The sequence below is a fragment of the Streptomyces sp. NPDC039424 genome, assembly GCF_055639495.1.
On sequence record NZ_JBVKAI010000019.1, the window covers coordinates 120,566 to 145,812 of the forward strand.

At 71.9% G+C, this 25,247-nt stretch carries 27 protein-coding genes; 10 read left to right on the forward strand and 17 right to left on the reverse strand.

Annotated elements, in window-relative coordinates; genetic code table 11:
- Window positions 1-8 precede the first annotated feature (8 nt).
- Together ACZ7L0_RS34675 and hemL are read right to left on the reverse strand one after the other, a co-directional pair.
- Window positions 9-728 (reverse strand): histidine phosphatase family protein, encoded by a 720-nt coding sequence (locus ACZ7L0_RS34675; protein ID WP_471246516.1) that lies wholly within the window; start codon window positions 726-728, stop codon window positions 9-11.
- Window positions 725-2,044, reverse strand: a complete 1,320-nt coding sequence (gene hemL, locus ACZ7L0_RS34680; RefSeq protein ID WP_471246567.1) for a glutamate-1-semialdehyde 2,1-aminomutase — start codon at window positions 2,042-2,044, stop codon at window positions 725-727. Before hemL ends, ACZ7L0_RS34675 begins: the two co-directional genes overlap by 4 nt.
- A 283-nt stretch (window positions 2,045-2,327) precedes the next feature.
- Here hemL and ACZ7L0_RS34685 point away from each other — a divergent pair, with 283 nt between their 5' ends.
- Window positions 2,328-2,966 (forward strand): hypothetical protein, encoded by a 639-nt coding sequence (locus ACZ7L0_RS34685; protein ID WP_471246517.1) that lies wholly within the window; start codon window positions 2,328-2,330, stop codon window positions 2,964-2,966.
- 7 nt (window positions 2,967-2,973) lie between these two features.
- Here the strand turns inward: ACZ7L0_RS34685 and ACZ7L0_RS34690 are convergent, their stop codons facing one another.
- From ACZ7L0_RS34690 to ACZ7L0_RS34700, 3 genes are read right to left on the reverse strand one after another with little or no spacing between them, the layout of a single operon-like run.
- Window positions 2,974-3,672 carry a TetR/AcrR family transcriptional regulator gene (locus ACZ7L0_RS34690; protein WP_471246518.1) on the reverse strand — a complete coding sequence of 233 codons (699 nt, stop codon included), beginning with the start codon at window positions 3,670-3,672 and terminating at the stop codon, window positions 2,974-2,976.
- A gap of 27 nt (window positions 3,673-3,699) precedes the next feature.
- Complete coding sequence (locus ACZ7L0_RS34695) at window positions 3,700-4,389, reverse strand: NAD(P)-dependent oxidoreductase (RefSeq protein ID WP_471246519.1); 690 nt, start codon at window positions 4,387-4,389, stop codon at window positions 3,700-3,702.
- On the reverse strand, window positions 4,386-5,354 hold the full coding sequence (locus ACZ7L0_RS34700) for an EamA family transporter (protein WP_471246520.1): 969 nt from the start codon (window positions 5,352-5,354) through the stop codon (window positions 4,386-4,388). The genes ACZ7L0_RS34695 and ACZ7L0_RS34700 overlap by 4 nt, the downstream gene beginning before the upstream one ends.
- Before the next feature lie 79 nt (window positions 5,355-5,433).
- Here ACZ7L0_RS34700 and ACZ7L0_RS34705 point away from each other — a divergent pair, with 79 nt between their 5' ends.
- On the forward strand, window positions 5,434-6,333 hold the full coding sequence (locus ACZ7L0_RS34705) for a LysR family transcriptional regulator (protein ID WP_471246568.1): 900 nt from the start codon (window positions 5,434-5,436) through the stop codon (window positions 6,331-6,333).
- Between the two features lie 81 nt (window positions 6,334-6,414).
- Here the strand turns inward: ACZ7L0_RS34705 and ACZ7L0_RS34710 are convergent, their stop codons facing one another.
- The 4 genes from ACZ7L0_RS34710 to ACZ7L0_RS34725 form a co-directional block, all read right to left on the reverse strand.
- A complete protein-coding gene (locus ACZ7L0_RS34710) occupies window positions 6,415-7,014 on the reverse strand; it encodes a sigma-70 family RNA polymerase sigma factor (RefSeq protein WP_471246521.1) in 600 nt (199 codons plus the stop codon).
- Window positions 7,015-7,163: 149 nt separating this feature from the next.
- Window positions 7,164-7,856 (reverse strand): hypothetical protein, encoded by a 693-nt coding sequence (locus ACZ7L0_RS34715; protein ID WP_471246522.1) that lies wholly within the window; start codon window positions 7,854-7,856, stop codon window positions 7,164-7,166.
- A gap of 233 nt (window positions 7,857-8,089) precedes the next feature.
- Window positions 8,090-8,899: a hypothetical protein gene (locus tag ACZ7L0_RS34720; RefSeq protein WP_471246523.1), complete on the reverse strand. Its 810-nt coding sequence runs from the start codon at window positions 8,897-8,899 to the stop codon at window positions 8,090-8,092.
- A gap of 226 nt (window positions 8,900-9,125) precedes the next feature.
- Complete coding sequence (locus ACZ7L0_RS34725; protein ID WP_471246524.1) at window positions 9,126-10,739, reverse strand: hypothetical protein; 1,614 nt, start codon at window positions 10,737-10,739, stop codon at window positions 9,126-9,128.
- Window positions 10,740-10,968: 229 nt separating this feature from the next.
- Here ACZ7L0_RS34725 and ACZ7L0_RS34730 point away from each other — a divergent pair, with 229 nt between their 5' ends.
- Window positions 10,969-11,262, forward strand: a complete 294-nt coding sequence (locus tag ACZ7L0_RS34730; RefSeq protein ID WP_471246525.1) for a hypothetical protein — start codon at window positions 10,969-10,971, stop codon at window positions 11,260-11,262.
- A 67-nt stretch (window positions 11,263-11,329) separates the two neighbouring features.
- Window positions 11,330-13,156 (forward strand): phosphatidylglycerol lysyltransferase domain-containing protein, encoded by a 1,827-nt coding sequence (locus tag ACZ7L0_RS34735; RefSeq protein WP_471246526.1) that lies wholly within the window; start codon window positions 11,330-11,332, stop codon window positions 13,154-13,156.
- A gap of 16 nt (window positions 13,157-13,172) precedes the next feature.
- Here ACZ7L0_RS34735 and ACZ7L0_RS34740 read toward each other — a convergent pair whose 3' ends face one another.
- The 4 genes from ACZ7L0_RS34740 to ACZ7L0_RS34755 form a co-directional block, all read right to left on the reverse strand.
- Window positions 13,173-14,597 (reverse strand): sensor histidine kinase, encoded by a 1,425-nt coding sequence (locus ACZ7L0_RS34740; protein ID WP_471246527.1) that lies wholly within the window; start codon window positions 14,595-14,597, stop codon window positions 13,173-13,175.
- The gene (locus tag ACZ7L0_RS34745) at window positions 14,598-15,326 is read right to left on the reverse strand and encodes a response regulator transcription factor (protein WP_471246569.1); all 729 of its coding nucleotides are present in this window, start codon (window positions 15,324-15,326) and stop codon (window positions 14,598-14,600) included.
- Window positions 15,327-15,525: 199 nt separating this feature from the next.
- Complete coding sequence (locus ACZ7L0_RS34750) at window positions 15,526-16,131, reverse strand: FMN reductase (protein WP_471246528.1); 606 nt, start codon at window positions 16,129-16,131, stop codon at window positions 15,526-15,528.
- Window positions 16,128-17,231: an LLM class flavin-dependent oxidoreductase gene (locus tag ACZ7L0_RS34755; RefSeq protein WP_471246529.1), complete on the reverse strand. Its 1,104-nt coding sequence runs from the start codon at window positions 17,229-17,231 to the stop codon at window positions 16,128-16,130. Before ACZ7L0_RS34755 ends, ACZ7L0_RS34750 begins: the two co-directional genes overlap by 4 nt.
- Before the next feature lie 109 nt (window positions 17,232-17,340).
- On the opposite strand from ACZ7L0_RS34755, the gene ACZ7L0_RS34760 reads away from it, so the two are divergent.
- A complete protein-coding gene (locus tag ACZ7L0_RS34760; RefSeq protein ID WP_471246530.1) occupies window positions 17,341-18,771 on the forward strand; it encodes an MFS transporter in 1,431 nt (476 codons plus the stop codon).
- Window positions 18,772-18,775: 4 nt separating this feature from the next.
- Here ACZ7L0_RS34760 and ACZ7L0_RS34765 read toward each other — a convergent pair whose 3' ends face one another.
- Window positions 18,776-19,666 (reverse strand): NADP-dependent oxidoreductase, encoded by an 891-nt coding sequence (locus ACZ7L0_RS34765; protein ID WP_471246531.1) that lies wholly within the window; start codon window positions 19,664-19,666, stop codon window positions 18,776-18,778.
- A gap of 135 nt (window positions 19,667-19,801) precedes the next feature.
- Between ACZ7L0_RS34765 and ACZ7L0_RS34770 the strand changes: the two genes are divergently transcribed.
- Complete coding sequence (locus ACZ7L0_RS34770; RefSeq protein WP_471246532.1) at window positions 19,802-20,209, forward strand: winged helix-turn-helix transcriptional regulator; 408 nt, start codon at window positions 19,802-19,804, stop codon at window positions 20,207-20,209.
- Here the strand turns inward: ACZ7L0_RS34770 and ACZ7L0_RS34775 are convergent.
- Both ACZ7L0_RS34775 and ACZ7L0_RS34780 read right to left on the reverse strand, forming a co-directional pair.
- Window positions 20,206-20,688: a MarR family winged helix-turn-helix transcriptional regulator gene (locus ACZ7L0_RS34775; RefSeq protein ID WP_471246533.1), complete on the reverse strand. Its 483-nt coding sequence runs from the start codon at window positions 20,686-20,688 to the stop codon at window positions 20,206-20,208. The genes ACZ7L0_RS34770 and ACZ7L0_RS34775 overlap by 4 nt on opposite strands.
- Before the next feature lie 73 nt (window positions 20,689-20,761).
- Window positions 20,762-21,229, reverse strand: a complete 468-nt coding sequence (locus ACZ7L0_RS34780) for a hypothetical protein (RefSeq protein WP_471246534.1) — start codon at window positions 21,227-21,229, stop codon at window positions 20,762-20,764.
- A gap of 122 nt (window positions 21,230-21,351) precedes the next feature.
- Between ACZ7L0_RS34780 and ACZ7L0_RS34785 the strand changes: the two genes are divergently transcribed.
- The 4 genes from ACZ7L0_RS34785 to ACZ7L0_RS34800 all read left to right on the forward strand — a co-directional run bounded on the left by ACZ7L0_RS34785 (window position 21,352) and on the right by ACZ7L0_RS34800 (window position 24,025).
- Complete coding sequence (locus tag ACZ7L0_RS34785; RefSeq protein ID WP_471246535.1) at window positions 21,352-21,690, forward strand: YnfA family protein; 339 nt, start codon at window positions 21,352-21,354, stop codon at window positions 21,688-21,690.
- A 94-nt stretch (window positions 21,691-21,784) separates the two neighbouring features.
- Complete coding sequence (locus ACZ7L0_RS34790) at window positions 21,785-22,561, forward strand: SDR family NAD(P)-dependent oxidoreductase (protein ID WP_471246536.1); 777 nt, start codon at window positions 21,785-21,787, stop codon at window positions 22,559-22,561.
- On the forward strand, window positions 22,561-22,734 hold the full coding sequence (locus tag ACZ7L0_RS34795) for a hypothetical protein (protein WP_471246537.1): 174 nt from the start codon (window positions 22,561-22,563) through the stop codon (window positions 22,732-22,734). The genes ACZ7L0_RS34790 and ACZ7L0_RS34795 overlap by 1 nt, the downstream gene beginning before the upstream one ends.
- 22 nt (window positions 22,735-22,756) lie before the next feature.
- Window positions 22,757-24,025 (forward strand): GNAT family N-acetyltransferase, encoded by a 1,269-nt coding sequence (locus ACZ7L0_RS34800; protein ID WP_471246538.1) that lies wholly within the window; start codon window positions 22,757-22,759, stop codon window positions 24,023-24,025.
- Window position 24,026: 1 nt separating this feature from the next.
- Here ACZ7L0_RS34800 and ACZ7L0_RS34805 read toward each other — a convergent pair whose 3' ends face one another.
- Window positions 24,027-25,220 (reverse strand): RtcB family protein, encoded by a 1,194-nt coding sequence (locus ACZ7L0_RS34805; RefSeq protein WP_471246539.1) that lies wholly within the window; start codon window positions 25,218-25,220, stop codon window positions 24,027-24,029.
- Window positions 25,221-25,247: the final 27 nt, after the last annotated feature.

Sequence of the window (25,247 nt, forward strand, 5' to 3'; positions counted from 1 at the left end):
TAACAGGGTCAGGCACCGAAGGCCTTGCCCTGACCCTTCACCGGCTTCGCGCCGGCCAGCAGATGGGCCGGGACGAGGTCGCGGGCGGGCTCGCTGTAGCCGACGGAGACGATCCTGTCGCCCTGGAATGTGAAAGTCGTCAGGGACGCGAGCGTGCACTGCCGCTTGCGCGGGTCGTGCCACAGCCGCCGCCGCTCGACGTAGGAGCGCACGATCCAGATCGGCAGCTGATGGCTGACCAGCACCGCCTCGTGCCCGCGCGCCCGGTCCTTGGCCGCGTTCAGCGCGCCCATCATCCGCACGACCTGGTCGACGTACGGCTCCCCCCACGACGGCTTGAAGGGGTTGACCAGGTGCTTCCAGTTCTCCGGCCGGCGCAGCGCGCCGTCGCCCACGCCGAAGGTCTTGCCCTGGAAGACGTTCTCGGCCTCGAGGAGCCGCGCGTCGGTGTCCAGGTCCAGGCCGTGCGCCTTCGCGATCGGGGTCGCGGTCTCCTGTGCCCGCTCCAGCGGGGAGGCGACGACGTGCGTCACATCGCGCGGGGCGAGGTGCTCGGCGACCCGCTCGGCCATCTGCCGGCCGAGCTCCGAGAGGTGGTAGCCGGGCAGCCGCCCGTAGAGGACACCGGTCGGGTTGGCGACCTCGCCGTGCCGCATGAGGTGGACGACGGTGATGTCGCGGTCGCTCGTGCCGTTCGCGCTGCCGTTGCCGTTGGTGTTGTCGCTCATGCCGGGGTGGCCTCCGCCGCCGCTCGGGCCGCCGCCGGAAGGGCGTCGGCGATCCGCTGGATGGCCCGCTCGTCATGGGCCGTGGACACGAACCAGGACTCGAAGGACGACGGCGGCAGGTAGACGCCGTTCGCCAGCAACGAGTGGAAGAAGGCGGTGAAGCGGAAGGACTCCTGCGCCTTGGCGTCTTCGTAGTTCCGCACGGCGCGGTCGGTGAAGAAGACGGAGAACATGTTGGAGGCGGACTGCAGGCGGTGGGCCACGCCCTCCTTGCCGAGCGCCTCGGTGACCAGCGCCTGGATCTGAGCGGACACGGCGTCGACGGTGTCGTACGCCGCCTCGTCGAGCAGCCGCAGCTGGGCCAGGCCCGCGGCGGTGGCGATCGGGTTCCCGGAGAGGGTGCCGGCCTGGTAGACGGGCCCGGCGGGGGCGAGGTGCGCCATGACGTCGGCGCGTCCGCCGAAGGCCGCGGCCGGGAAGCCGCCGCCCATGACCTTGCCGAAGGTCATGAGGTCCGGCCTGACCCCGTCGATGCCGTACCAGCCGGCGCGGCTGGTACGGAACCCGGTCATCACCTCGTCGGAGACGTACAGGGCCCCGTTCTGCGCGCACGCGTCCTTCAGGCCCTGGTTGAACCCGGGCGCGGGCGGTACGACGCCCATGTTGCCGGGCGAGGCCTCCGTGATCACGCAGGCGATCTCGCCGGGGTGGGCGTGGAAGGCCGCGTGCACGGCCTCCAGGTCGTTGTACGGCAGCACGATCGTGTCGCCGGCCTGGGCGCCGGTGACGCCGGGCGTGTCGGGCAGCGCGAAGGTGGCGACGCCGGAGCCCGCGGCGGCGAGCAGCGAGTCGACGTGTCCGTGGTAGCACCCGGCGAACTTGATCACCTTCGACCGCCGCGTGAACCCGCGGGCGAGCCGGATGGCGGACATGGTGGCCTCGGTCCCACTGGAGACGAGCCGCACCTGCTCGACCGGCTCGACCCGGGCGACGATCTCCTCGGCGAGGGCGACCTCGCCCTCACCGGGCGTGCCGAAGGACGTACCGCGTGCGACGGCCTCCTGTACGGCGGCGATGACCTCGGGGTGGGAGTGCCCGAGGATCATCGGTCCCCAGGAGCAGACCAGGTCCACGTACTCCCGCCCGTCGGCGTCGGTCAGGTACGGGCCGGTGCCGGACACCATGAACCGGGGTGTACCGCCCACGGCGCGGAAGGCGCGCACCGGGGAGTTCACGCCGCCCGGCGTGACGGCTGCCGCGCGGTCGAACAGTGCCTGCGAGACGGGCGCTTCGTAGGGGTAGGGCGCTGCCGGCAGCGCTCCGGACGAGTTGGCTTCACTCATGACCTGCGGCTTCTCCGACCTTCTCTGACAGGGTGACCTCCTCAGGGTAGGCCGACGCGGGAGCGGCCCCGACAAAGCGGGGGTGGCTCCGGCAAACAAGCGGTCGAACCTCCGCCATCTGCGAGACTGGGACGTGATCCTGCGGACTGTTGTTTCCCCGCACGTTTCGGCGGGCGGCCGTGGGGGAGGTCACTGACACGATGATCGGGTTGCGCGGCGGGGGCCACGCGTCCTAGAAAAGCAGTCGGGTGGAGATATGCATCGCGGTGGCGGACTGGGCGAGGGGACTGATGACCTGGGTCCTCGACGTGCCCGGCGGGGAAGGCACCGGCGCGAAGCGGAGGAAGCGACCGAGGCGCGACAGGCACAGGGCGTACCGAGTGAGCCGGAAGGGCTCGACCGACGTATTGATCGTCGAGTGGACCGGTTGAGGGCGGAGAGCAGGAATGGTGGTCGGGTGGGGGTGACGTACAAATACTTCGGCGCGCCGGACGGCGCGACCGCGGCCCGCGTCCCGATCTCGATGCGCCCCGAGGAGCTCGGCGGCGACGAGCTCGGCATGAACGGCATGTTCACCAAGATCAAGCCGGAGACGATGGCCGCGATGGTCCTCACCGGCATCGAGGGCGTCCCCCTGCACAAGGTCCCGCCCCTGGAACTGGTCGTCCTGCACCCCGACTACGCGGTCGTGAAACTCCCGATGACCGTCGTCGACCCCCTCAGAGGAATCGGCGAGGAAGCGGTGGGCGCGGCGGCGTTCATCTGGTCCACGGTGCCGGACCGGGGTGGGCCTCGGGATGCGTTCAACGTGTACCAGTTGCTGCATGAGTGGCAGGACTTCTCGCATCGGTTGCATGAGGCGGGGCATCAGCCTTATTGCCTGGTGTGGCCGTGACCCGAGGTCACCCGCGCTTCCCCGGCTCCGCCGCCGCAGGGCCCGCCGGGCTGACGCGGAGCATGGCCTGGTAGAGGGCGCTGTGCTCGGGCGGGTCGGGGAGGGGGCCGCGGGCGGGGGCCTCGAAGGACTGGATCATCAGGGCGACGACGCGTCGCCAGGCGTCGGGGGCGGCGTCGCCGCAGGCGTTGACGACGCCGGCGTTGGCCATGTGGAGCAGCACCAGGTCCGAGGGGTCGAAGTCCGCACGCAGACGGCCTGCGGCCTTGGCGCGGTCGATGAGGCGGACCATGGCCTCGTACGCCTCGTTGCGGCGCCGCTCCAGGGCCTTGGCGGTGGGGAAGGTCATGGTCAGTACGTCGGCGAAGCCGTGGTCGGCGGCCTGCATCGCGCAGGCGGCCTCGATGTAGCCGGTGAAACCGTGCCAGGGGTCGGGGTCGTCGAGGGCTGCGGCGACCGCGTCGGCGTAGGCGTCCATGCGGTCGGAGAAGACGGCTGCGACCAGCTCCTCCTTGGTGGGGAAGCGGCGGAAGATGGTGGCGATCCCGACACCCGCCTCGCGGGCCACGGAGGCCATGGAGGCGCCCAGCCCGTCCCGTCCGAACACCGTGCGCGCGGCGGCGATGATCCGCTCCCGGTTGCGCTCGGCGTCGCTGCGCAGAGGCTGGGCGGCGGGGGCGTCGGGGTGCTGGGCGCCAGGGTTCATGCGGGCCAGTCTAGCAATCGGAATGGCCTATCCAGTTTTGGCGCTGCTCTGGCGGCCGACACCGCTCTCGCGGTGGACGACGGTGATGTGGTGTTCGGGGCCGGGGGTTTCGAGTTCGTCGACCACGGCGACGGCCAGGTCCTCGGCGCTGATCCAGGACCGGCCGTCGGCGCCGGTGAGCAAGGTGTCGGTGCCTCGTCGATAGCGGCCGGTTCGTACGCCGGGTTCGAGCAGGGCCGGGGGGCTCAGGTAGACCCAGTCGGCGCCGGTGTGGGCCTGGCATGTCCGTAGCTGGGCGATCCCGGCGGCGGCGATGGTCTTCAACTCGGCGGGCACATATGCGGGGTTGTCGGCGACCCGCAGATCGGGGTCGTCGGGGCTGCGCAACGCGCCGGCGCCGCCGACCACGAGGACGCGCAGCCCGAGCTGTGCGGCGACGTCCAGCACCGTACGGGTGGCGCCGACCAGGAACTCCTGGTCGACCGGGGTGCGGCGCACGGTCAGCACGACGGCGTCCAGGGCGTTGTGCTGGGCGGAGCCTGCCAGCGCCTCGCGTACGGCGGTCGGGTCGTTCGCGTCGACCGCGAGCGGTGTCACGTTCGGGTCAGCGCTGACGGGTTTCCGGGACAGGGCGAGCACCTGGTGTCCGCGCGCACCGGCCTCGGTGATCACCCGGCCGCCGACCATCCCGGTGGCGCCGAGTACGGCGATGGTCATGCCTGTTCTCCCTGTATGTGGTCTTCTCGGATACGGGCTTCCCGACGGCCGCGCGCTGCACTGGCGACCGGGTTCGGGCTGTTGAGCTGGGCCGCGAGCAAGGCGGCCAGGGCGAGGACGAAACCAAGGGTCTGCAGCGGGCTCAGCGACTCGCCCAGCACGATGCCGACGACGGTCGCGACCAGCGGAGACAGCAGTACCAGCGGTGCGGACGCGCCGACCGGCAGCTTTCCGATCCCGCGGAACCACAGGGTGTACGCGATCAGCCCACCCATGCTGCCGAGCCACAGGTAGCCACCGACCGCTCCGGCGTCGATCCGCCGCGGCACCCCCTCCACCGCGAGGGTGAGCGGAAGCAGCAGCAGGCCGCCGACCGTCAGTTGCCAGCCGGCCAGGGCCAGTGGGCCGACCCCCGCCGGACGGCCCCAGCGCTTGGTGAGGACGACCCCGCCGGCCATGGTGGCCGTATGGCCGAGGCCGGCGAGCACCCCGACGGCGTCCAGCCGGGCCTGCGGACCGAGCACGACGAGTCCCACGCCCATCACGCCGATCACGCCCCAGGCGAGGCGCCAGGCCGTAGGCCGGTCGTGGAGCACCGCGACGGCCAAGCCGGCGACCAGCAGCGGCTGGGCGGCGCCGAGGGTGGCGGCGACACCGCCGGGGAGGCGTTCGGCGGCCAGGAACAGCAGGGGGAGGCCGCCGATGTTGAGGACGCCGAGGACGGTGGCCTTCCACCACCAGTCCCCGCGCGGGAAGACGCGGGTGATCGCCAGTGCGAGCAGCCCGGCGGGCAGGGCGCGCATCAGCCCGGCGAACAGCGGATGCCCGGGTGGCAACAGCTGCGTGGTCACGGCGTACGTGGTGCCCCAGGACGCGGGGGCGAGTGCGGTCAGCGCGATGGTTGCCACCCGCCCTGCCGACGAGGTCCGCGGCGGGCCCGGTGAGCGCTCGGTCGAGGAATGCATGGGCTGAAGTCTCGGCGGCAGCTCCTCATGATTCCAAAGCATGGTTGTCATCGCAGCCATGAACGAGAACGATGCTTGGGTGGATCTCCAGCAGATGCGGTACGTCGTGGCCGTCGCCGAAACCCGCAACTTCACCCGCGCCGCGGAGCGCTGCCGCGTGGTGCAGTCGTCGCTCAGTCACCGGATCGCCGGTCTGGAACGAGAGCTCGGCGTCAAGCTGTTCGCCCGGTCCAGCCGCCGCGTCGAACTGACCAGCGCCGGAGCGGCGTTCGTCGCCGGAGCGCGCGAGTGCCTGGCCGCTGCCGATCGCGCGGTCGCCGACGCCGCCGCCGCGACCGGCGTCGTACGCGGCCGGCTCGCCGTCGGCGTGATCGTGACCACGGCCGCCGTCGACGTACCCGAGCTGCTGCAGCGGTACCGCGCCCAGCACCCGGACGTCCGCGTCCACCTCCGTTCCGGACGCAGCGACGACCTGGCGGCGGCGATCCGCGACGGCGATCTGGACATCGCCTTCCTCGGCCTGCCGGAGGGAGAACGGCCGTCCGGCGTGGAGACCGTCGTCCTCGATCACGACGAGCACGTACTGGTGGTGCCGACCGGGCACCGGCTCGCGGGTGTTCCCCGGGTCACGCTGCGGGAGATCGCCGAGGAGACGTTCGTGGACTTCGTGAACGGGACACCCGCCCGGGCCCAGTCCGATCAGGCGTTCGCCGCCGCGGGTCTGGTCCGCGACGTCGCGTACGAGGCGGGTGTGGTCGAGCTGATCACCCGGCTGATCGCGCGCGGACTCGGCGTCGCGCTGCTGCCGTCGGCGTTCATCCGGCCGCTGGCCGCCACCGACCCCGGACTGGCGCTGGTCCCGGTGGTCGACGGACCGCATCGCATCGAGTATCTGGCGTGGAGCCGGTTCAACCCCAGCCCGGCCACCCGAGCCATGCTCGACGTCCTCGGGGTAGGTCCGCGTCGACAGCGGGAGTGAGTTTGTTCGGCGCGCCCGGCACGGGGCGGCGAGGTGCCGGTGCCGAAGGGTTCCGTTCGGCACCGGCATCCTCCTGCCGGGCTAGGCCGCCTGCAGGGCGGGCTCGTCAGCCTCGTCGAGCAGATCCATCAGGGTCGCCCGGGCCCGGGCGACGCGTGAGCGGACCGTGCCGACCGGGCAGTCACTGACCTCGGCCGCCTCCGCGTACGGCAGTCCGACCAGCTGGGTGAGGACGAACGCCTCCCGGCGCTCGTCCGGCAGCGCGGCCAGCAGGTCCAGCAGTACGACACCGTCGTCGAAGCCCGGCAGGTCCCGCGGCTGGGCCGACTCGACGGCCAGCTGCCAGTCCGGCACGTCGGCCGGGCGGGGCCGCGCGGAGGCGTACCGGTAGCTGTCGATCACCGCGCGGCGGGCGATGGACAGCAGCCACGCCCGGGCCGACGAGCGGCCCTCGAACCGGTGCAGGCTGCCGAGCGCGCGCAGGAACGTGTCCTGCGCGAGGTCATCGACGGCCTGGGGGTCGGCGCAGAGGTGGGCTACATAGCGCTGGACGTCGCGGTGCAGGGCGCGTACGAAGTGCTCGACCGCGTCCGGGTCACCGCCCCGGGCGGCGAGCGCCCATGCGGTCACCGACTCGTCGGTGCATTCATCGCGCGAGGCAGGCAGAACAGAGGTGATCACCTGGTGTCCTTCTCGGTTCATCCGTGACCGGACCGGGGCGCGGGAACGCGCGGGCGGTCCGGTGAATGGGGAGACGGACGTACGGCACCTGTGCGGGCGTACGTCCGTGGCCCGAGGCGCGCAGGGGCAGCCTCGGGGCATCGGCTGTCTTAGGCGACAGCGGTCCCCTGAGGCGGACCCCGAGAAGTGATCGCGTGGACGAGAAGGAGACGCGGCGCCCGTTCCGAGCGGCGCCGGCGCACACGCGCGCGCGGCCGGTCCGGGGGAACGGGCAGGGCGAGCAGCAGCAGGAGCGGCGCCGCCAGCCATCCGGCCACGGCCCGCAGGATGCGGAAGGCCGCCTTCTCTCCGTAGGCCAGCCACAGACCGCACAGCACGGCGGCGAGCAGGTGGGCGGCGAGCATGCCGAACGACGAGGAGCCGGCCGCGGGATGCCCCATGTGGTCCATGTGGGTCATGCCCATGTGCCCCATGTCCATGGAGTCCATGGACATGGGGTCCGCGGAACCCGTGCCGCCCATGGCGCCCATGGCATCCATGTCCATCGAGGCCATGCCTCCGGACGCCGGTCCGGCCACTCCCGCACACGCCGACTGCGCCAGCGAGAACGCCGAGTGCAGGGCCGTCTGGGCGGCGACCACGACCGTCACGACCAGCGGCAGCCCGCGCTCACGACCCGTCAGGCACCAGCCCGCGACACCGGTCGCGGCCAGCCCGGAGGCAAGTGCCCACGCGGGCACACGACTTCCGGACATCATGACGTGGCCCAGGGCGGCGAGCAGCACGCAGACGGCCGCGAACACCGCGGCCCGTATCGTGCGAGAACACCACCCTGCTGTCATGGCGCCTCATCCTCGCATCCGGACGTGGTTCGTCATGCGGGGGTACGGAAATCGCCCCGGGCCCACACTCAACCCGAGGAGTGTGATCCAGGCCACCGCGGCATGCCGGATCCGACGACCCCAGCCACCAAGGCAGCGATGCCGACCAGTTGGGCACCTCACCCCCCGGGACGCCCGGCAGGGTGGTGGCCACGGAGGAGGACTGGCGGCGGACGGCGAGGGTTCAAGACGCTTCAGGGGTTACGAAGCGCGGTGCACCGAGTCGTGCGCTCGGTTTCGCCGAGGGGGATGTCGACGAGCATGCCGGGACTGCCGCATGTCTGGTTCTGTCGGCCGCTTTGGGCGGTGTTCGTCTCGGGGCCGATGGCATCGCCGGCTTCGGCGGCGGCACGTTCGCGGGTATCGCCGCCGCGGGGAAGGCCGCCACGGTCGGTGGCCGTACAGGTGGCGGATTTGCGGATGGTGCCGACGACGTTCACGGTGACGGTGTCGTCGGAATTGCCGCAGGAGAGGTTCTGACTGCCGACCTGCGCGGTGTTGACCTGAGGCCCGAGCGTCGTACCGCCCAGAGCGCGGGCGCCGTCACCGTACTCGCGGTCCCCCCGGCCGGCGCCGGAGGGGCCGCCGTGGTCGGTGGCGGCGCAGGTGGTGTCCCAGTTCATGGAGCCCACCGCGTTGACGGTGAGCAGGTCGGCGGAGTTCCCGCAGGAGAGGTTCTGGCGGCCGGTCTGGGCGGTGTTGACCTGGGGTCCGACGGTGGTACCGCCCGCGACCCGGGCGCCGCCGTCATGGGAACCGTCACGTCGCACGTGGTCACCGTCATCGACGCACGTACTCTCCCGGTGCGCGTCCTGGGCCACGTTGAGCCGCACCAACCGTGCGGAGTTGCCACAGGACAGGTTCTGCCGACCTTCCTGGTCGGTGTTCTCCTCCCCGCTCAACGGGAGGTCTTCGAGCATGTCGGCGACGGCTGCGTGGCTGTTCGCGGAGATCAGCACACCGGCGGCGAGCGCGACGGCCGCCGCCTTGCAGATCTTGTTCATCCCCGCACCGCTTGCCGCGTGCCGTCCCCGCTGTCCCATACGTCCTCGGTCTTCTGCTCGATCGGCGGCTGTCGCCTCATGCATTGAGGGAAACGCTCGACTCGCCGATATGTACCGGCCTGCCCGAAATCCCATGGCCCCGCACTTGGCACCCTCGCCTGGTGTTGTGACCGGAAAAATTCACCGGACGCCGCGAGCGTTCCGGCAAACCGTTCCGGTCAGAGCACTAGCGGGAGACGGAGCCGATGTTGGTGGACCGGTCCACGGCGACGCACTGGGTCTGCAGGTGGCTGCCGGAGCCGGTGACCGTCACACCGTTGGGGTTGCCGCAGTTGTTGTTCTGCCGCCCGGACTGAGCGGTGTTCTGCTGGAACAGGCCTGCTGCGCTGGAGCCGCCCTCTGCCTGCGCGCCGTCGTTGACCTCGACAGTCTTCACATTCTTCGAGTGGTCGACCGTCGTGCACAGGTTCTCCGCCTGGCCGCCGTTCGACCCGATCTCAGCGAAGTCGGGATCGGCGCAGTTGTTGTTCTGCCGTCCCTCCTGCGCGGTGTTCTGCTGGTTCAGGACCCCGGTGCTGCTGCCGCCCTCGGCGCGGGCGCCGCCCCCCTTGGTGACCGTGTGCTTGTTGCGCGAGTGGTCCTCGTTCACACAGGCCCCCTCCACCTCGCCTCCCGCCACGGGGATGAAGGTGTTGTTGGGGTCGCTGCAGTTGTTGTTCTGCCGGCCCTCCTGCGCGGTGTTCTGCTGGTTGGCGATGAGACCGGTGCTGTTGCCGCCCTCGGCGCGGGCGCCGCCGCCCTTGGTCACCGTGTGCTTGTTGCGCGAGTGGTCCGTGTTCACGCACTCACCGCTCAGCTCGCCTCCCTCCACGGCGACGTCGGAGAAGTTGAGGTCGGCGCAGTTGTTGTTCTGCCGGCCTTCCTGCGCGGTGTTCTGCTGGTTCAGGTTGCTGCCGCCGGAGCCGCCGTCGACGCTGGCACCGCCGCCCTTGGTGACCGTGTGCTTGTTGCGCGAGTGGTCCGTGTTCAGGCAGGCACCGCTCACCTCGCCCTCGGTCACGGCAACCGAAGCGTTGTCGGAGTTGGCGCAGTTGTTGTTCTGCCGGCCTTCCTGCGCGGTGTTCTGCTGCCTCAGGGCGCCGTCGGTGGAGCCGCCGTCGACACGGGCACCGCCGCCCTTGGTGACCGTGTGCTTGTTGCGGGAGTGGTCCTCGTTCACGCACTCACCGCTCACCTCGCCCCCGGTCACGTCGACCTCGATGCTGTTGGAGTCGGCGCAGTTGTTGTTCTGCCGCCCCTCCTGCGCGGTGTTCTGCTGGCTCACGAGGGAGCCGGAGCCGCCGTCGACGCGGGCACCGTCACTCTTGGTGATCGTGTGCTTGTTGCGGGAGTGGTCCTCGTTCACGCACTCACCGCTCACCTCGCCCCCGGTCACGTCGACCTCGGTGTCGTTGGAGTTGGCGCAGTTGTTGTTCTGTCGCCCCTTCTGCGCGGTGTTCTGCTGGTTCAGGCTCCCGGTGCTGTTGCCGCCCTCGGCGCGGGCGCCGCCCCCCTTGGTGATGGCGTGCTCGTTGTAGGAGGCGTCGGCCGACAGGCAACCGGTGTCGTCCCGGTCCTCGGCGAGGAGGATGTCCGCTCCGGTCGCGTTGGTGTCGCCGCAGTGGTTGTTCTGCCTGCTTTGCTGGGCGGTGTTCTGCTGGGACAGGTCTGCTGCGGATGAACCACCGATCGCCCGGGCGCCGTCGTCACCCGCGAACGCGATCCCAGACGCTCCCGCCGATGCAAGGCCTCCCGCCGCCAGCGCCACCAGCGTTGCGCTTGTGATCGTACGAAGCCCCATGGTTCCTCCGTGGCCGAGCCGTTGAAATTCCACCAACCTTTCAACTCTCAACACCGCAGGGCGGCAGGGGACTCGGGCTGTGGGCCAAGTCCCCCCGAACGGCCCACAGCGAGCGTCGCCGTTCACGGCCCCCCGGGACGGACCCTACGTATTGTAGGTTCCCAACTGCCTCCGGCAGGGATTCACCGGAGCTCGATTCATACGCAAGGGTGCGCAGGACGGGGGAAGCATGGGGGACGCCGACACGCGGGACGTGTGTCCATCGCAGCCGGGCGGGCCGCCGGCCGTACGGGCGCTGGCGCCGACGGTCGTGGTGCTCGTGGTGAGCCTGGCGATCGCCGCCGCCGGGGTGTACGAGCTGTGCGGGTTCGGGCTGCACAGCCTGGACCGCCGGCCGCACCTGTTCGGCGACGGGCTGGCCACGGCCGGAGTGATCGCCGCCGTGGTGGCGGCCGGGGCCGCGGTGGGCAATCTGGCATGGCTGTTGACGGCCGCCCGGCGTACGGAGGATCGTCCGGGGTAGCCCTGACGCGCGGCACGGGACGGCATCCATCCACCCTCACCACCCTACAAGTTGTAGGGTTTCCGGCATGTCCCCACTGCCCGCACAGCAGTCGACCAAGCGACCGCCTGAGGACCCCGTCCGGCGCACCCCGCGCCGCCGCCCCTCCCTCCCCGGCCCGCGCCTGCGGGCGCGGGCGGCCACGGCCACCGTCTGGTATCTGCGGCTGCTCGCCGTGCTGAACACCGCCGCCGTCGTCTCGCTGCCGTTCCGCCAGGAGGTACACGAACACAACGCGGGCGAGTACTTCACGCCGTACCTGGCCACCGCGGGCCTGATCTCGGCGGCGCTCGCGCTCTTCCTCGCCGTGGTCATGCGGCGCCGCAAACGGGCCGCCTGGGTCTTCAACCTGCTGCTCGCCGGCTCCCTCCTCGGCCTGTACGTCCTCGCGCTCACCCGCGACCCCTACCGCCAGCACCTCTTCAACTGGATCTCCGCCCTGCTCACCGGCCTGTTCGTGGCAGCGCTGCTGCTCGGCCGCCGGGAGTTCGACGCCATCGGCGACCGCTCCAACCCCCGGCTCGCCCTGGCCGTCGGGGCCGGCGGCACACTGGTCAGCGCCGCCCTCGGCACGCTGCTCGTGGACGCCACGAACAAGGTGCACGGGGCCGGCCTGGCGGACAAGATCGCGTACACGCTGCTGCGCGGCATCAGCGTCGGCCCGCTCGCGGACCGGGTCGGCGCCGTGCACGCGCCCCGCTGGGCCGACGTGATCATCAACGTGCTGATGGCCGCGACCTTCCTCCTCGTCCTGTACGCCTGCTTCCGCGCCCCGCGCGGCCAGGCCCTGCTCGGCGAGGACGACGAACAGCGGCTGCGGGACCTGCTCGCGGGGCACGGCGAACGCGACTCCCTCGGCTACTTCGCCCTGCGCCGCGACAAGGCGGTCATCTTCTCCCCCAGCGGCAAGGCCGCCGTCACCTACCGCGTCGTCGGTGGCGTCAGCCTCGCCTCCGGCGACCCCGTCGGCGATCCCGAGGCCTGGCCCGGCGCCATCGACGCCTGGCTCGCCGAGGCCCGCCGGCACGCCTGGACGCCCGCCGTCATGGGGGCGAGCGAGGAGGCCGGCACCGTCTACGCCCGGCACGGCCTGGACGCCCTGGAACTGGGCGACGAGGCGATCGTGGACCTGGCCGACTTCACGCTGGAGGGGCGGCCCATGCGCGTGGTCCGGCAGGCCCACAACCGGGTGCGGCGCGCCGGCTACACCGTCCGCGTCCGCCGCCACGAGGACATCCCCGACGACGAGATGGCCCTGCTCGTCGACCGAGCCGACCACTGGCGCGACGGCGCCACCGAACGCGGCTTCTCCATGGCCCTCGGCCGCCTCGGCGACCCCGCCGACGGCCGCTGCGTGATGCTCGAATGCCGGGACGGTGAGGGGGAACCGCGCGCCCTGCTGAGCTTCGTGCCCTGGGGCGAGCACGGCCTCTCCCTCGACCTGATGCGCCGGGACCGGGCCTGCGAGAACGGGCTGATGGAGTACATGGTCGTGGAACTCCTGCTGCGGGCCGACGCATTGGGCGTACGACGGGTGTCGCTGAACTTCGCGATGTTCCGCTCGGTCTTCGAACGCGGCTCCCGCCTCGGCGCCGGGCCCGTCCTGCGCCTGTGGCGCTCGGTCCTCACCTTCTTCTCCCGCTGGTGGCAGATCGAGTCCCTCTACCGCGCCAACGCCAAGTACCGGCCGGTGTGGGAGCCCCGTTTCCTGCTCTTCGCCAAGAGCAGCGACATCCCGCGCATCGGTCTGGCGAGCGCCCGGGCGGAGGGCTTCCTCACGGCGCCCGCGTTGCCGGGACTGCCCGGCCGGCGCCGGCTGCCCGCCGGGGGACGGCCGGCCGAGCACCCCTGCTGACGAAGCGGTACGGCCCTCAGGCCCCGCCCCGCGTACCGCCCACGGTGAACCCGATCACCGAGCCGCCGCCCTCCCGCCGGAAGGCGAACGGGGCCCCGCCGTGTGCCATGGCCACCTCCCGCACGATGGACAGGCCCAGGCCGGAGCCGGGCAGGGAGCGGGCGTCGGCGGCGCGGTAGAAGCGGTCGAAGATGCGGATCAGGTCGCCGTCGGCGATGCCGGGACCGCGGTCGAGGACCTCGACGCGGACCGGTCCGGGCCGCGCCGGGCCGGTGACGTCGACCTCGATGGGGGCCTTGCCGCCGCGGTCGAACTTGGCGGCGTTCTCGACCAGGTTGGAGAGGGCGCGCTGGAGCATGCCGGGGCGGCCGTCGGTCGTGGTGTCACCGCTCGTCCGCAGCAGGATCTCGCGGCCGGTACGGCGGCGGGCCAGGCCCACCACGTCCTCGGCGATGTCGGCGAGGTCCACCCGCTGCGGGGGCTCGGTGTCGGACTGGCCGGCGGCCAGGTCGACGAGCTCGTTCACCAGGTCGGTCAGCTCGCGGGCCTCCTGGGTGAGGTCGGCGACGAGATCCTCACGGGTGGCGGGCGGGAGTTCGTCGATACGGCGAAGGAGCGAGATGTTCGTACGCAGGGAGGTCAGCGGCGTACGCAGTTCGTGGCCCGCGTCCTGGACCAGGCGGCGCTGGTCCTCCTCCGACTGGGCGAGACGGCCCAGCATGCGGTCGAAGGCGCGGCCCAGGCGGCCCACCTCGTCGTATCCGGCGACGGGCACCTCGATGCCCAGCCGGCGGGTGCGGGCGACGTCCTCGGCGGCCGAGGTGAGGATCACCAGGCGGCGGGTGATACGGCGGGCCAGCCACCAGCCGAACAGGCCGGCGGCGACCACGACCGCGGCCATCAGCGCCAGGGTCCGCTGCTGGAGCGCCCGCAGCAGATCCTCGGTGTCGCTGAACTCCTGCGCCACCTGCACCGCCCCCCGCCCGTCGCCGAGCGCGACGGTCGCGATGCGGAAGAGGTCCTCGCCGACCCGGACGTCCTTGTACTCGACCAGCTTCCCGGCCGCCGCCGCGCGGGCGGTGGCCCGGTCGCGGGCGGTCACCGGCAGTACGGGGCTGCCGTGGTCGACGATCTCCCCCCGGGCGCCGAGCACCTGGACGTCGGTGCGGGCCGGCCGGACGACGTCGTGGCCGGGGCGGGAGGAGGAGAAGTCGTCCGGCACCATCCTGTGCTGCCGGACCTCGCCCTGCACGTCCTGCACGACCTCCGTGAACACGGACTGCTGGTCGACGCGGACCAGGCGGGCGGCGGCGCCGTAGGAGAGGATGCCGACGAGGATCGTGACGGCGGCGGTGACGGCCGCGAAGGACACGGCGAAGGTGGTACGCAGCGACACCAGCTTGGGCCGGCGCCGGGCCAGCAGCCGCCCGAGGCGGCGCACTCAGTCCTCCCGCAGCACGTAACCCACGCCCCGGACGGTGTGGATCAGCTGCGGCGCGCCGGGCTCGTCGAGCTTGCGGCGCAGGTAGCCGACGTAGACGGCGAGGTTCTTGGAGCCGGGGCCGAAGTCGTAGCCCCAGATGCGGTCGTAGATGGTGGAGTGATCCAGGACGATCCCGGCGTTGCGGACGAGCAGCTCCAGCAGCTCGAACTCGGTGCGGGTCAGCTCCAGTTCCCGCCCGGCACGCCAGGCCCGGCGGGCCTGGAGGTCCATGCGCAGCCCGGCGGCCCCTATCTGGCGGTCGGGGAGCTGGGGGTCGGCCTTGCTCACCTCGGGGGCGGCCCCGTTGCCGCCGGTGGTGGCCGCGGGGACCGGGCTGGTGCGGCGGAGCAGGGCACGCAGGCGGGCGAAGACCTCCTCGACGTCGAACGGCTTGACCACGTAGTCGTCGGCGCCCGCGTCCAGGCCCGCGATGCGGTCGGCGGTCTCCACCAGCGCGGTGAGCATCAGGATCGGCGTACGGTCGCCCTCGGCGCGCAGCACCCGGCAGACCTGCAGGCCGTCGATGCCGGGCATCATGACGTCCAGGACGAGGACGTCCGGCGGGGTCCTGTGCGCCTGCGCGAGCGCCTCGACGCCGTCGGCGACCGCGGTGACCTCGTAGCCCTCCAGGCTCAGGGCACGCTCCAGGGCATGACGGATGGCACGGTCGTCTTCGGCGAGCAGCACTGTCTGGGGCACGTCCCCCAGTCTGCCAAGGCCTCCGGCGGTTCGGCGGGGGCGAGTGGGGCTACGATCACCCTTTTTACCTGGCTCTCACCGTCACGGGGGCAACCTGGAGCGGGCGCCGTGGCCGGGGGCTGCCGCCCCCGGACCCCCGCTTCGGCCTGAACGGCCTCGTCCCCGAACGGCGTAGCCCCGCCCCGGCTCACCCCCGCAACGCGGCCAGCTGCTCCGCGAACGGTACGACCTCCAGCTCGTCGTCCTTGGCCTTGGCCTTCGCCTTGACGGGACCGGAGCCCGACAGCCCCGTCATCAGCGCCCCCAGCTCCCCGGCGGCCCGATCGATCCGCTCGGCCAGCCCCTCCGCGCCCCAGTCCTCCGAGGCCGCGTACACAGCGGTCGGTACGACGACGGCACGGAGGTAGGCGAAGAGGGGACGCAGCGCGTGTTCCAGCACGAGGGAGTGCCGGGCCGTGCCGCCGGTCGCCGCGATCAGTACGGGCTTCCCCGCGAGCGCCTCCTGGTCGAGCACGTCGAAGAACGACTTGAACAGTCCGCTGTAGGAGGCGGTGAACACGGGGGTGACGACGATCAGGCCGTCGGCCGCCGCGACCGCGTCCAGCGCGGCCGACAGCGCCCGCCCCGGGAAGCCGTTGGTGAAGTTGTGCGCGATCTCCACGGCGAGGTCCCGCAACTCGATCACCTGGACCTCCGCCGAGGTCCGGCCGGCGGTCGCGCCCGCCAGCCGGTCGGCCAGCAGGCGGGTGGAGGACGGGACGCTCAGTCCCGCCGAGACGACTACGAGCTTCATGCGACGGTCACCTCTCCCGGAACTTCCTTGGTGGCGGCGGCGAGCAGGGACTGGTGGGTCGGCGCGTCCGGCACGTCCGCCGGGCGGCCGACGGCGAACTCCTTGCGCAGGACCGGCACGACCTCCTCGCCCAGCATGTCGAGCTGCTCCAGCACCGTCTTCAGCGGCAGCCCGGCGTGGTCCACCAGGAACAGCTGGCGCTGGTAGTCGCCGGCGTACTCGCGGAAGGCGAGGGTCTTCTCGATCACCTGCTGCGGGGAGCCGACGGTCAGCGGGGTCTGGTCGGTGAAGTCCTCCAGGGACGGGCCGTGGCCGTAGACCGGGGCGACGTCGAAGTACGGGCGGAACTCGCGCACCGCGTCCTGCGAGTTCTTCCGCATGAACACCTGGCCGCCGAGGCCGACGATGGCCTGCTCGGGCGTGCCGTGGCCGTAGTGGGCGTACCGGGCGCGGTACAGCTCGACCATCCGCTTGGTGTGGTCGGCCGGCCAGAAGATGTTGTTGTGGAAGAAGCCGTCGCCGTAGTAGGCGGCCTGCTCGGCGATCTCGGGCGAGCGGATGGAGCCGTGCCAGACGAACGGGGGTACGCCGTCCAGCGGGCGGGGCGTGGCGGTGAAGCCCTGGAGCGGGCTGCGGAACTTGCCCTCCCAGTCGACGACGTCCTCGCGCCACAGGCGGTGGAGCAGGGCGTAGTTCTCGATGGCGAGGTTGATGCCCTGGCGGATGTCCTGGCCGAACCAGGGGTAGACCGGGCCGGTGTTGCCGCGGCCCATCATCAGGTCCACCCGGCCGTCCGCGAGGTGCTGGAGCATCGCGAAGTCCTCGGCGATCTTCACCGGGTCATTGGTGGTGATGAGGGTGGTCGAGGTGGAGAGGATCAGCTTCTGCGTGCGCGCGGCTATGTAGCCGAGCATCGTGGTCGGGGACGAGGGGACGAACGGCGGGTTGTGGTGCTCGCCGGTCGCGAAGACGTCGAGGCCGACCGCCTCGGCCTTCTGCGCGATGGCGACCATGGCCTTGATGCGCTCGCGCTCGCTCGGCGTACGGCCCGTGGTCGGGTCCGGAGTGACATCGCCGACGCTGAAGATCCCGAACTGCATGGTCGCTCAACCTCCAAGTTGTTGACCGTTCAACTATAGCCCTCTAACGGCCCCCAGTGTCCGGGTATTCCGCTTGACCTTCCTGATCCCTGGGTGCACATTTACCTGCGTGACACAGATACTGCACGACGGAGATACCCCTGCCCGCGAGCGGTCGCCGCTCCCCGCCCGCACCCGCTGGGCGATCCTCGGCGTCGTCCTCGCCGCCGACGTCCTCGACCTGCTCGACGCGACCATCACCAACGTCGCCGCCCCGACCATCACCCACGACCTCGGCGGCGGCCCCGGCCTCGTCCAGTGGCTCGGCGCCTCCTACGCGCTCGCGCTCGGCGTGCTGCTCGTCCCCGGCGGACGGCTCGGCGACAAGTACGGGCGCCGACGGCTGTTCCTGGCCGGACTCGCCGGGTTCGTCGCCGCCTCGGTGGCCTGCGGACTCGCCCCGAACCCGGCCTTCCTCGTGGTCGCCCGCCTGCTCCAGGGGACCTGCGGCGCGCTCGTCGTCCCGCAGGGCTTCGGGATCCTCGGCGCCACCTGGCCCCGCGAGGAGATGGGCAAGGCGTTCAGCATGTTCGGCCCCGTGATGGGGCTGTCCGCGACCGGCGGGCCGACCCTCGCCGGGTTCCTGATCGACGCCGACCTCGGCGGCCTCGGCTGGCGGCCGATGTTCCTGATCAACCTGCTGCTGGGCGGCGCCGCCCTGCTCGCCGCGCACCGGCTGCTGCCCCGCGACACCGGTGACCCGGCCGTCCGGATCGACGCCCCCGGCTCGGCCCTGCTCGGCACCGCCCTGCTGGCGCTGCTCGGCGGCCTCATCGACGGCTCGGCCGGGGGCTGGGGCGCCCGCCCGGTCGCCCTGCTGCTGCTCGGCCTCGCCCTGTTCGCCGGCTTCTGCCACCGCCAGCGCACCGCCGCCCACCCGCTGATCCGGCCGTCCCTGCTGCACAACCGCGGCTTCACCGCGGGCCTGGTGCTCGGCGTGGTCGCCTTCGCCGCGGTCGCAGGGCTCCTCTACACCGTCTCCCTCTACTTCCAGCGCGGCCTCGGCCGCTCACCGGCGGGCACGGCGCTCGGCCTGATCCCGCTCTCCGCCGGGATCGTCCTCGCCTCCGTCGCCTGCTACCGGCTCATCCACACCTACGGCCGCCGGCTGGTCACCGCCGGACTCCTGATCCTCCTCGCCGGGTGCGGCCACCTGCTCCTCCTCGACGCCACCGGCACCACCGGCCCCTGGGCCCTGGTCCCGCCGCTGCTGGTGACCGGCGTCGGCATGGGCATCTGCTTCGGCACGGTCTACGACATGACCATCGGCGACATCGCCCCCGAGGAGGCGGGCAGCGCGAGCGGCGCACTCAACGCGGTCCAGCAGGTCGCGGGCGCGATCGGCGCCGCCGCCGTGACCACCGTGTACTTCCACACCGCACACGCCGGTGAGGCCCACGCCATGAACGTGAGCCTCACCGTGGTCGCCGGGGCCGTCGCCCTGTGCTTCACCCTCGTACCGCTCCTGCCGCGCACGGCACCCCGGGAGCAGCATCACTAGAGCCTCAGGGGACGATCACCAGCCGGCCCCGCACGCCGCCCTCCGCCAGCCGGGCGTGGGCCTTGGCCGCCTCGTCCAGGCTGTACGTCTCGGCCACCCGGAGGGTCAGCACGCCCTCGTCCGCCAGCCGGGCCAGCTCGGCCAGCCGGGCGCCGTCGGCGGACACCTCGACGGCCGTCGTCCGCACCCCGCGCACCGGCGCGGGCTGGGCCTGCGGAATGACACCGGCGTACGCGCCCGCGTCCCGCACCCACTCCAGGGCCGGTTCGCCGAGCACCGCCGCGTCGAGCACCGCGTCGAAGCTCCCCGGCGCGATGCCCCCGGCCGTGAAGTGAGCGGCACCGAAGGAGCGGACGAGGTCCTCGTCGCCCTCGCGGGCCAGCGCGGTCACCGAGATGCCCTGGTGGGCGGCGAGCTGGACGGCGTACCCGCCGACCGCGCCCGCCGCGCCCGTCACCAGCAGGGACTGACCCGGCGTCAACTCCAGCAGGTCCAGGGCCTGTGCGGCGGTCAGCGCGTTCAGCGGCAGGGTGGCGGCGTGCACCACGTCCGCCGTCGCGGGTGCCTTGGCCACCGCGTCGGAGTCCACGACGACGTACTCGGCGTGCGCGCCCAGCGGATCCGCCATGCCGTAGTCGAGGGCGATCACCTCGTCACCCACGTGCCACGCGGTCGCCACGCCCACCGCGTCCACCGTCCCGGCGATGTCCCAGCCGAGCCCGATCTGCCGGCCGGCCCCGCCGAAGACCCCGGACCGCGTCCCCGCGTCCACCGGGTTCAGCGCGCTCGCCCCGACCTTGATCCGCACCTGCCGCGCGCCCGGCTCCGGCACCTCGGCCTCCACGATCTCCACGGCCTCGGGCCCGCCGAACGTCTTCACCACAGCAGCACGCATGTCAACTCTCCCCGTCCAATGGGTTGTTCGTCATCATTTGCGCCGGTTTCCCGACCGCTGCGACAACCCTAGGAAGAGCTACTATCCATTGGTAAGTAGTTACCCGAAGGTGCGTAGGTGACCCGGAGGAGAGCCATGGCGACCACGACGGCGGCACAGCGACGCGAACAGGCCCGCATCGAGTACGACGCCTTCCTGCGCAGCTGCCCCACCAACCAGCTCCTGGGCCGGCTCAGCGACAAGTGGGTCAGCCTGGTCGTCGCCGCACTCTCGACCGGCCCCCAGCGCTACAGCGACCTCAGCCGCCGGATCGCCGGCGTCAGCCCCAAGATGCTGACCCAGACACTCCGCTCCCTGGAGCGCGACGGCATCCTCTCCCGCACCGTCACCCCGTCCGTCCCGGTCCGCGTCGACTACGAACTCACCCCGCTCGGCCGCAACCTCGCCCTTCTGCTGACCGCGGTGAAGGACTGGGCGGAGACCCACTTCGACGACGTCCGGGCGGCGCGGGAGCGGTACGACGCGGAGAACCCGGAGAGCTAGGGGGTTTCCCTGAGCCGGGCGATCTGCTCCCCGCTGAGCTCCACCGTCCGCCTCATATGCCGGACGATCACGGCGAGTTCGGCGTCGTCCAGGTCGTCGAAGAGCGCCTCCCAGGTGCCGCCGAGGCTGTCCCACATCCGCCCGAACTCGGCGACCTTCTCCGGCACGGTCGCCACCAGCACCCGCCGCCGGTCCACCGCGTCCCGCTGCCGGACGACGTACCCGGCCTTCTCCAGCCGGTCCACCAGCCGCGTCGCCGACCCGGTCGTCAGCCCGGTCAGCTCCGCGATGCGGCCGGTCGTCACCGGGACCTCCTCCAGGGTGAGGAGGTTCAGGCACTGGAGGTCGGTGGGGTGCAGGCCGAGGTGGTCGGCGACGGCCTGGTTGAACAGGGCGTACGAGGCCATGTACCGGCGGGAGACGGTGGACAGCTCCGCCAGCAGCCGCGACCGGCCGTCCCCGTCACCGTTACCGGACATGCGAGCCCCTTTCGTCTGCGCCGTGCAGAGATCGTACGACGCAGCAGCCCTGCCCGCCCCGGGGCGCCACGGCTCAGAACGCGTACGTGTCCCCGGTGGCCAGCACCAGCACGTGCGCCCGGTCGTTCGCCTTGTCGGCGTCCACCGCGCCGCCGTTCCACGCCGTCTCGATCTCCAGCGTCACCTCCGACGGCCGCTCCTTCAGCCGCACCGAGAGCGCGAGCGGCTGTCCCGGCTCGCCCACGGCCAGCGGTCCCGTCGCGCACACCACCGCCCGGTCCTCCGTACGCACACACCCGGCCGGGAACCGCTGCCGCTCCGCGAGCGGCACCGACCAGCGCAGCCGCACACTCGCGTCCGCGACCGCCGACGGGCCGCCGTCGTGCGGGGTGAGCCGCACCTCGACCTGGTCACCGGTGAGGAGCGCGGAGCCGTGATAGGTCAGATCGGCCTCGGGACCGTCCGCCCGGGCCGCGCCACCGCCCGCGACCACGGCCAGACCGGCCGCCCCGCACACGGCGAGACTTCGCATACTCCGCATCGCACCCACTCCTCATATAGAAGTACTAGAAGCACGTGAGGGATGTATGCCACTGGGAGCGGGCGGCAGGCGCCGTCCATCAGGTGACGCGGGCACGGTCCCGCCCGTGCGAAGCTGCCCGCATGCTCGTCCTGCGCTCCGCCGCGCTCTTCGCCGTCGCCGCCGTCCTGGAGATCGGCGGCGCCTGGCTGGTCTGGCAGGGCGTCCGCGAGCACCGCGGCTGGCTGTGGGCGGCCGGCGGCGTGCTCGCCCTCGGCGCCTACGGCTTCGTCGCCACCTTCCAGCCCGACGCCCACTTCGGCCGCGTCCTCGCCGCCTACGGCGGGATCTTCGTCGCCGGTTCGATCCTGTGGGGCGTGGTCGCCGACGGCTACCGCCCCGACCGCTGGGACATCACCGGCGCGCTGGTCTGCCTGGCCGGGATGGCCGTCATCATGTGGGCGCCCCGCGGCGGCGGCTGAGCCCCACCCGCCCCTCGGAACACCCGGCCGCGCCCCAGGGCCCGTCGCCTACCCTGGGCGGGAACGATCGCCCGTACGCACGAGGAGTCGCCCCATGGCCACCGCCGCCCCGTCCGCCGCCTCCCGCATCGCCGTCGTCACCGGTGCGAGCAGCGGAATCGGCGCCGCCACGGCCCGGCAGCTCGCCGCGGCCGGATACCGCGTCGTCCTCACCGCCCGCCGCAAGGACCGCATCGAGGCGCTCGCCGAGGAGCTCACCGCGGCCGGCCACTCGGCCACCGCGTACCAGCTCGACGTCACCGACCGCGCGGCGGTCGACGAGTTCGCGACGGCCTTCAAGACCATCGGCGTCCTGGTCAACAACGCCGGCGGCGCGCTCGGCGCCGACCCGGTCGCCACCGGCGACCCGGCGGACTGGCGCACGATGTACGAGACGAACGTCATCGGCACCCTGAACGTCACCCAGGCCCTGCTCCCCAGGCTGGTGGCGAGCGGCGACGGCACGGTCGTGGTCGTCTCCTCCACCGCCGGCCACGGCACCTACGAGGGCGGCGCGGGCTATGTCGCCGCCAAGCACGGCGCGCACGTCCTCGCCGAGACCCTGCGCCTGGAGATCGTCGGACAGCCCGTCCGGGTCATCGAGGTCGCGCCCGGCATGGTCCGCACCGACGAGTTCGCCCTCACCCGCTTCGGCGGCGACCAGGAGAAGGCGGCCAAGGTGTACGAGGGCGTCGCCGAGCCCCTCACCGCCGAGGACGTGGCCGAGACGATCGCCTGGGCGGTGACCCGCCCCAGCCACGTCAACGTCGACCTCCTGGTGCTCCGCCCGCGCGCGCAGGCGTCCAACACCAAGGTCCACCGGGAACTGTGATGCCCGCGGAGGACAGGGAGGACAGGACGGACGAGGACAGGGCGCTGGAGAGGCGCCGCCTGGAGCAGGAGACGAAGGACGAGCGCAAGGTCTGGTACGGCCTCGCGTACTTCCTCTTCGGCATCCACATCGTGGCGTTCGTCATGATCTACGCGGTACGGCACGGACACTGAACGCGACGGGCAGACTCGGGGCGTGGACAGACACATACCCTTCGAGAGCCTGCACAACTTCCGTGACCTGGGCGGCTATCCGACCCCGGACGGCCGCCACCGCATCCGCCCCGGCCGCCTCTACCGCGCCGACGCGCTCGGCAGGCTGAGCGAGGGCACCGCCGACTGGGGCCGCTTCCTGTCCCTGGGCATCGGCACGGTGATCGACCTGCGCCACGGCTGGGAGGTGGAGCGGCGGGGCCGTGTCCCGGTGCACGCCTCCTTCGCGTACCACAACCTCAGCATCGAGCACCGCCCCTACGACCAGGCGGTCCTCACCCCCGACGTCGACCCCGGGCCCTACCTGGCCGAGCGGTACATGGAGGTCGCGAAGGACGGCACCAAGGAGATCCGCCGGGCCCTGGAACTGATAGCTGAGTCGGTGGAGTCGGATGCCGCCCTGGTCTTCCACTGCGCCTCCGGCAAGGACCGCACGGGCCAGCTGGCGGCCCTGGTCCTCTCCCTCCTCGGCATCCCCGAGCCGGTGATCGTCGAGGACTTCAGCCTCACCGAACTGGCCACCCCGGCCCTCCTGTCCGACTGGCGGGCGAGGAACGCCGGCCGCACCCCCGCCTGGCCGGCCTGGGGCCACGCCCCCGCCTCGGTGATGCGCCTGTTCCTGGCCGCCCTCTCCACCCGGTACGGCTCGGTCGAGGCATACGTGAGCGGGGCCCTGGGCCTGGACGCGGAGTCCCTCTCGGTGACCCTGCGCACCCGCCTCCTGGAGCCGGCGCCGACGACCTGGCCCGCCCTCACCCACCGCAAGGCCACCCCCGTCGACGCCCGCGCCCTGGCCCGTCTGCGCGACACGTCCGCGCTGTGGCAACTCGCCCGCGGAATCGACCAGTGGAAGCCGGGAGAGAAGGACGAGGCCCACTTCCGCGCCCGGATGAGGGACGGCGAGGTCTGGCTGGCACACAGCGGCGACCACCTGGCGGGCGCCTGGGAACTCTGGTGGGACGACCCGGCGGCCTGGGGCCCCCGCCCCCCGGACGCCGGCTACATCCACCGCCTGATGACGACCCCGCACACGGCCCCACCCGGCACGGGCCGCCGGATGCTGGCCGAGGCGGAATCCCGGATCGCCGCGGAAGGCCGCCGCTACGCCCGCCTGGACTGCCTGGCCGGCAACCCCCGCCTGCGCGCGTACTACGAGGCGGCGGGCTACACGGTTGTCGGCGAACAGGCAGCCAAGGACGGCGGCTCGGGCAGCCCGTACGCGGTGACGCTGCTGGAGAAGCGGCTGAGCTGACTCAGCCCTTCACGCACACGACCTGCTTCAGCTTCGCCACGACCTCCACCAGGTCCCGCTGCTGGTCGATGACCTGCTCGATCGGCTTGTAGGCGCCGGGGATCTCGTCGACGACGCCGGAGTCCTTGCGGCACTCCACACCCCGCGTCTGCTCTTCGAGGTCCTTGGTGGAGAAGCGGCGCTTGGCCGCGTTGCGGCTCATGCGCCGGCCGGCGCCGTGCGAGGCGGAGTTGAAGGAGAGCTCGTTGCCGAGGCCCTTCACGATGTACGAACCCGTGCCCATCGAGCCGGGGATGATGCCGTACTCGCCGGAGCCCGCGCGGATCGCGCCCTTGCGGGTCACGAGCATGTCCATGCCCTCGTAGCGCTCCTCGCTCACATAGTTGTGGTGGCAGGAGATCTCCGGCTCGAAGGTCGGCTTCGCCTTCTTGAACTCCCCGCGGACCACGTCCTTCAGGAGCGCCATCATGATCGTGCGGTTGTACTTGGCGTACTCCTGCGCCCAGAACAGGTCGTTGCGGTACGCCGCCATCTGCGGGGTGTCCGACACGAACACGGCGAGGTCGCGGTCGACCAGGCCCTGGTTGTGCGGGAGCTTCTGGGCGACGCCGATGTGGTGCTCGGCGAGTTCCTTGCCGATGTTCCGGGAACCGGAGTGGAGCATCAGCCAGACGGCGCCGGTCGAGTCCGTGCACACCTCGATGAAGTGGTTGCCGGATCCGAGCGTTCCCATCTGCTTCTCGGCGCGCTCGTGACGGAACTTGACCGCATCGGCCACTCCGTCGAACCGCCCCCAGAAGCCGTCCCACCCACTGGTCCCGAACCCGTGCAGCCGGCCCGGGTCGACGGGGTCCTCATGCATCCCCCGCCCCACCGGAATGGCCTGCTCGATCTTCGACCGCAGCCGGGACAGGTCGCCGGGAAGGTCGTTCTCCGTCAGTGACGTCTTCACCGCCGACATCCCGCAGCCGATGTCGACACCGACCGCCGCGGGGCACACGGCCCCCCGCATGGCGATGACGGAACCGACCGTCGCGCCCTTGCCGTAGTGGACGTCCGGCATGACCGCCAGACCCTTGATCCACGGCAGGGTGGCGACGTTGCGGAGCTGCTGGAGCGCCACGTCCTCGACCGTCGCGGGGTCCGTCCACATACGGATGGGGACCTTCGCGCCCGGCATTTCCACGTACGACATCTCTTCCTCATTCCCCCGGGGATACAA

Excerpts from the sequence above, each read along its gene's own strand:
- ACZ7L0_RS34755 (WP_471246529.1), bottom strand. The coding sequence starts at position 17,231 with ATGCAGTTCGGGATCTTCAGCGTCGGCGATGTCACTCCGGACCCGACC.
- ACZ7L0_RS34775 (WP_471246533.1), bottom strand. The coding sequence starts at position 20,688 with ATGTCCGGTAACGGTGACGGGGACGGCCGGTCGCGGCTGCTGGCGGAG.
- ACZ7L0_RS34735 (WP_471246526.1), top strand. The coding sequence starts at position 11,330 with ATGTCCCCACTGCCCGCACAGCAGTCGACCAAGCGACCGCCTGAGGAC.
- ACZ7L0_RS34715 (WP_471246522.1), bottom strand. The coding sequence starts at position 7,856 with ATGACAGCAGGGTGGTGTTCTCGCACGATACGGGCCGCGGTGTTCGCG.
- ACZ7L0_RS34790 (WP_471246536.1), top strand. The coding sequence starts at position 21,785 with ATGGCCACCGCCGCCCCGTCCGCCGCCTCCCGCATCGCCGTCGTCACC.
- ACZ7L0_RS34675 (WP_471246516.1), bottom strand. The coding sequence starts at position 728 with ATGAGCGACAACACCAACGGCAACGGCAGCGCGAACGGCACGAGCGAC.
- ACZ7L0_RS34685 (WP_471246517.1), top strand. The coding sequence starts at position 2,328 with ATGCATCGCGGTGGCGGACTGGGCGAGGGGACTGATGACCTGGGTCCT.
- ACZ7L0_RS34770 (WP_471246532.1), top strand. The coding sequence starts at position 19,802 with ATGGCGACCACGACGGCGGCACAGCGACGCGAACAGGCCCGCATCGAG.
- ACZ7L0_RS34690 (WP_471246518.1), bottom strand. The coding sequence starts at position 3,672 with ATGAACCCTGGCGCCCAGCACCCCGACGCCCCCGCCGCCCAGCCTCTG.
- ACZ7L0_RS34780 (WP_471246534.1), bottom strand. The coding sequence starts at position 21,229 with ATGCGGAGTATGCGAAGTCTCGCCGTGTGCGGGGCGGCCGGTCTGGCC.
- ACZ7L0_RS34700 (WP_471246520.1), bottom strand. The coding sequence starts at position 5,354 with ATGCATTCCTCGACCGAGCGCTCACCGGGCCCGCCGCGGACCTCGTCG.
- ACZ7L0_RS34765 (WP_471246531.1), bottom strand. The coding sequence starts at position 19,666 with ATGCGTGCTGCTGTGGTGAAGACGTTCGGCGGGCCCGAGGCCGTGGAG.
- ACZ7L0_RS34695 (WP_471246519.1), bottom strand. The coding sequence starts at position 4,389 with ATGACCATCGCCGTACTCGGCGCCACCGGGATGGTCGGCGGCCGGGTG.
- ACZ7L0_RS34720 (WP_471246523.1), bottom strand. The coding sequence starts at position 8,899 with ATGAACAAGATCTGCAAGGCGGCGGCCGTCGCGCTCGCCGCCGGTGTG.
- ACZ7L0_RS34805 (WP_471246539.1), bottom strand. The coding sequence starts at position 25,220 with ATGTCGTACGTGGAAATGCCGGGCGCGAAGGTCCCCATCCGTATGTGG.
- ACZ7L0_RS34725 (WP_471246524.1), bottom strand. The coding sequence starts at position 10,739 with ATGGGGCTTCGTACGATCACAAGCGCAACGCTGGTGGCGCTGGCGGCG.
- ACZ7L0_RS34785 (WP_471246535.1), top strand. The coding sequence starts at position 21,352 with ATGCTCGTCCTGCGCTCCGCCGCGCTCTTCGCCGTCGCCGCCGTCCTG.
- ACZ7L0_RS34795 (WP_471246537.1), top strand. The coding sequence starts at position 22,561 with ATGCCCGCGGAGGACAGGGAGGACAGGACGGACGAGGACAGGGCGCTG.
- ACZ7L0_RS34750 (WP_471246528.1), bottom strand. The coding sequence starts at position 16,131 with ATGAAGCTCGTAGTCGTCTCGGCGGGACTGAGCGTCCCGTCCTCCACC.
- ACZ7L0_RS34730 (WP_471246525.1), top strand. The coding sequence starts at position 10,969 with ATGGGGGACGCCGACACGCGGGACGTGTGTCCATCGCAGCCGGGCGGG.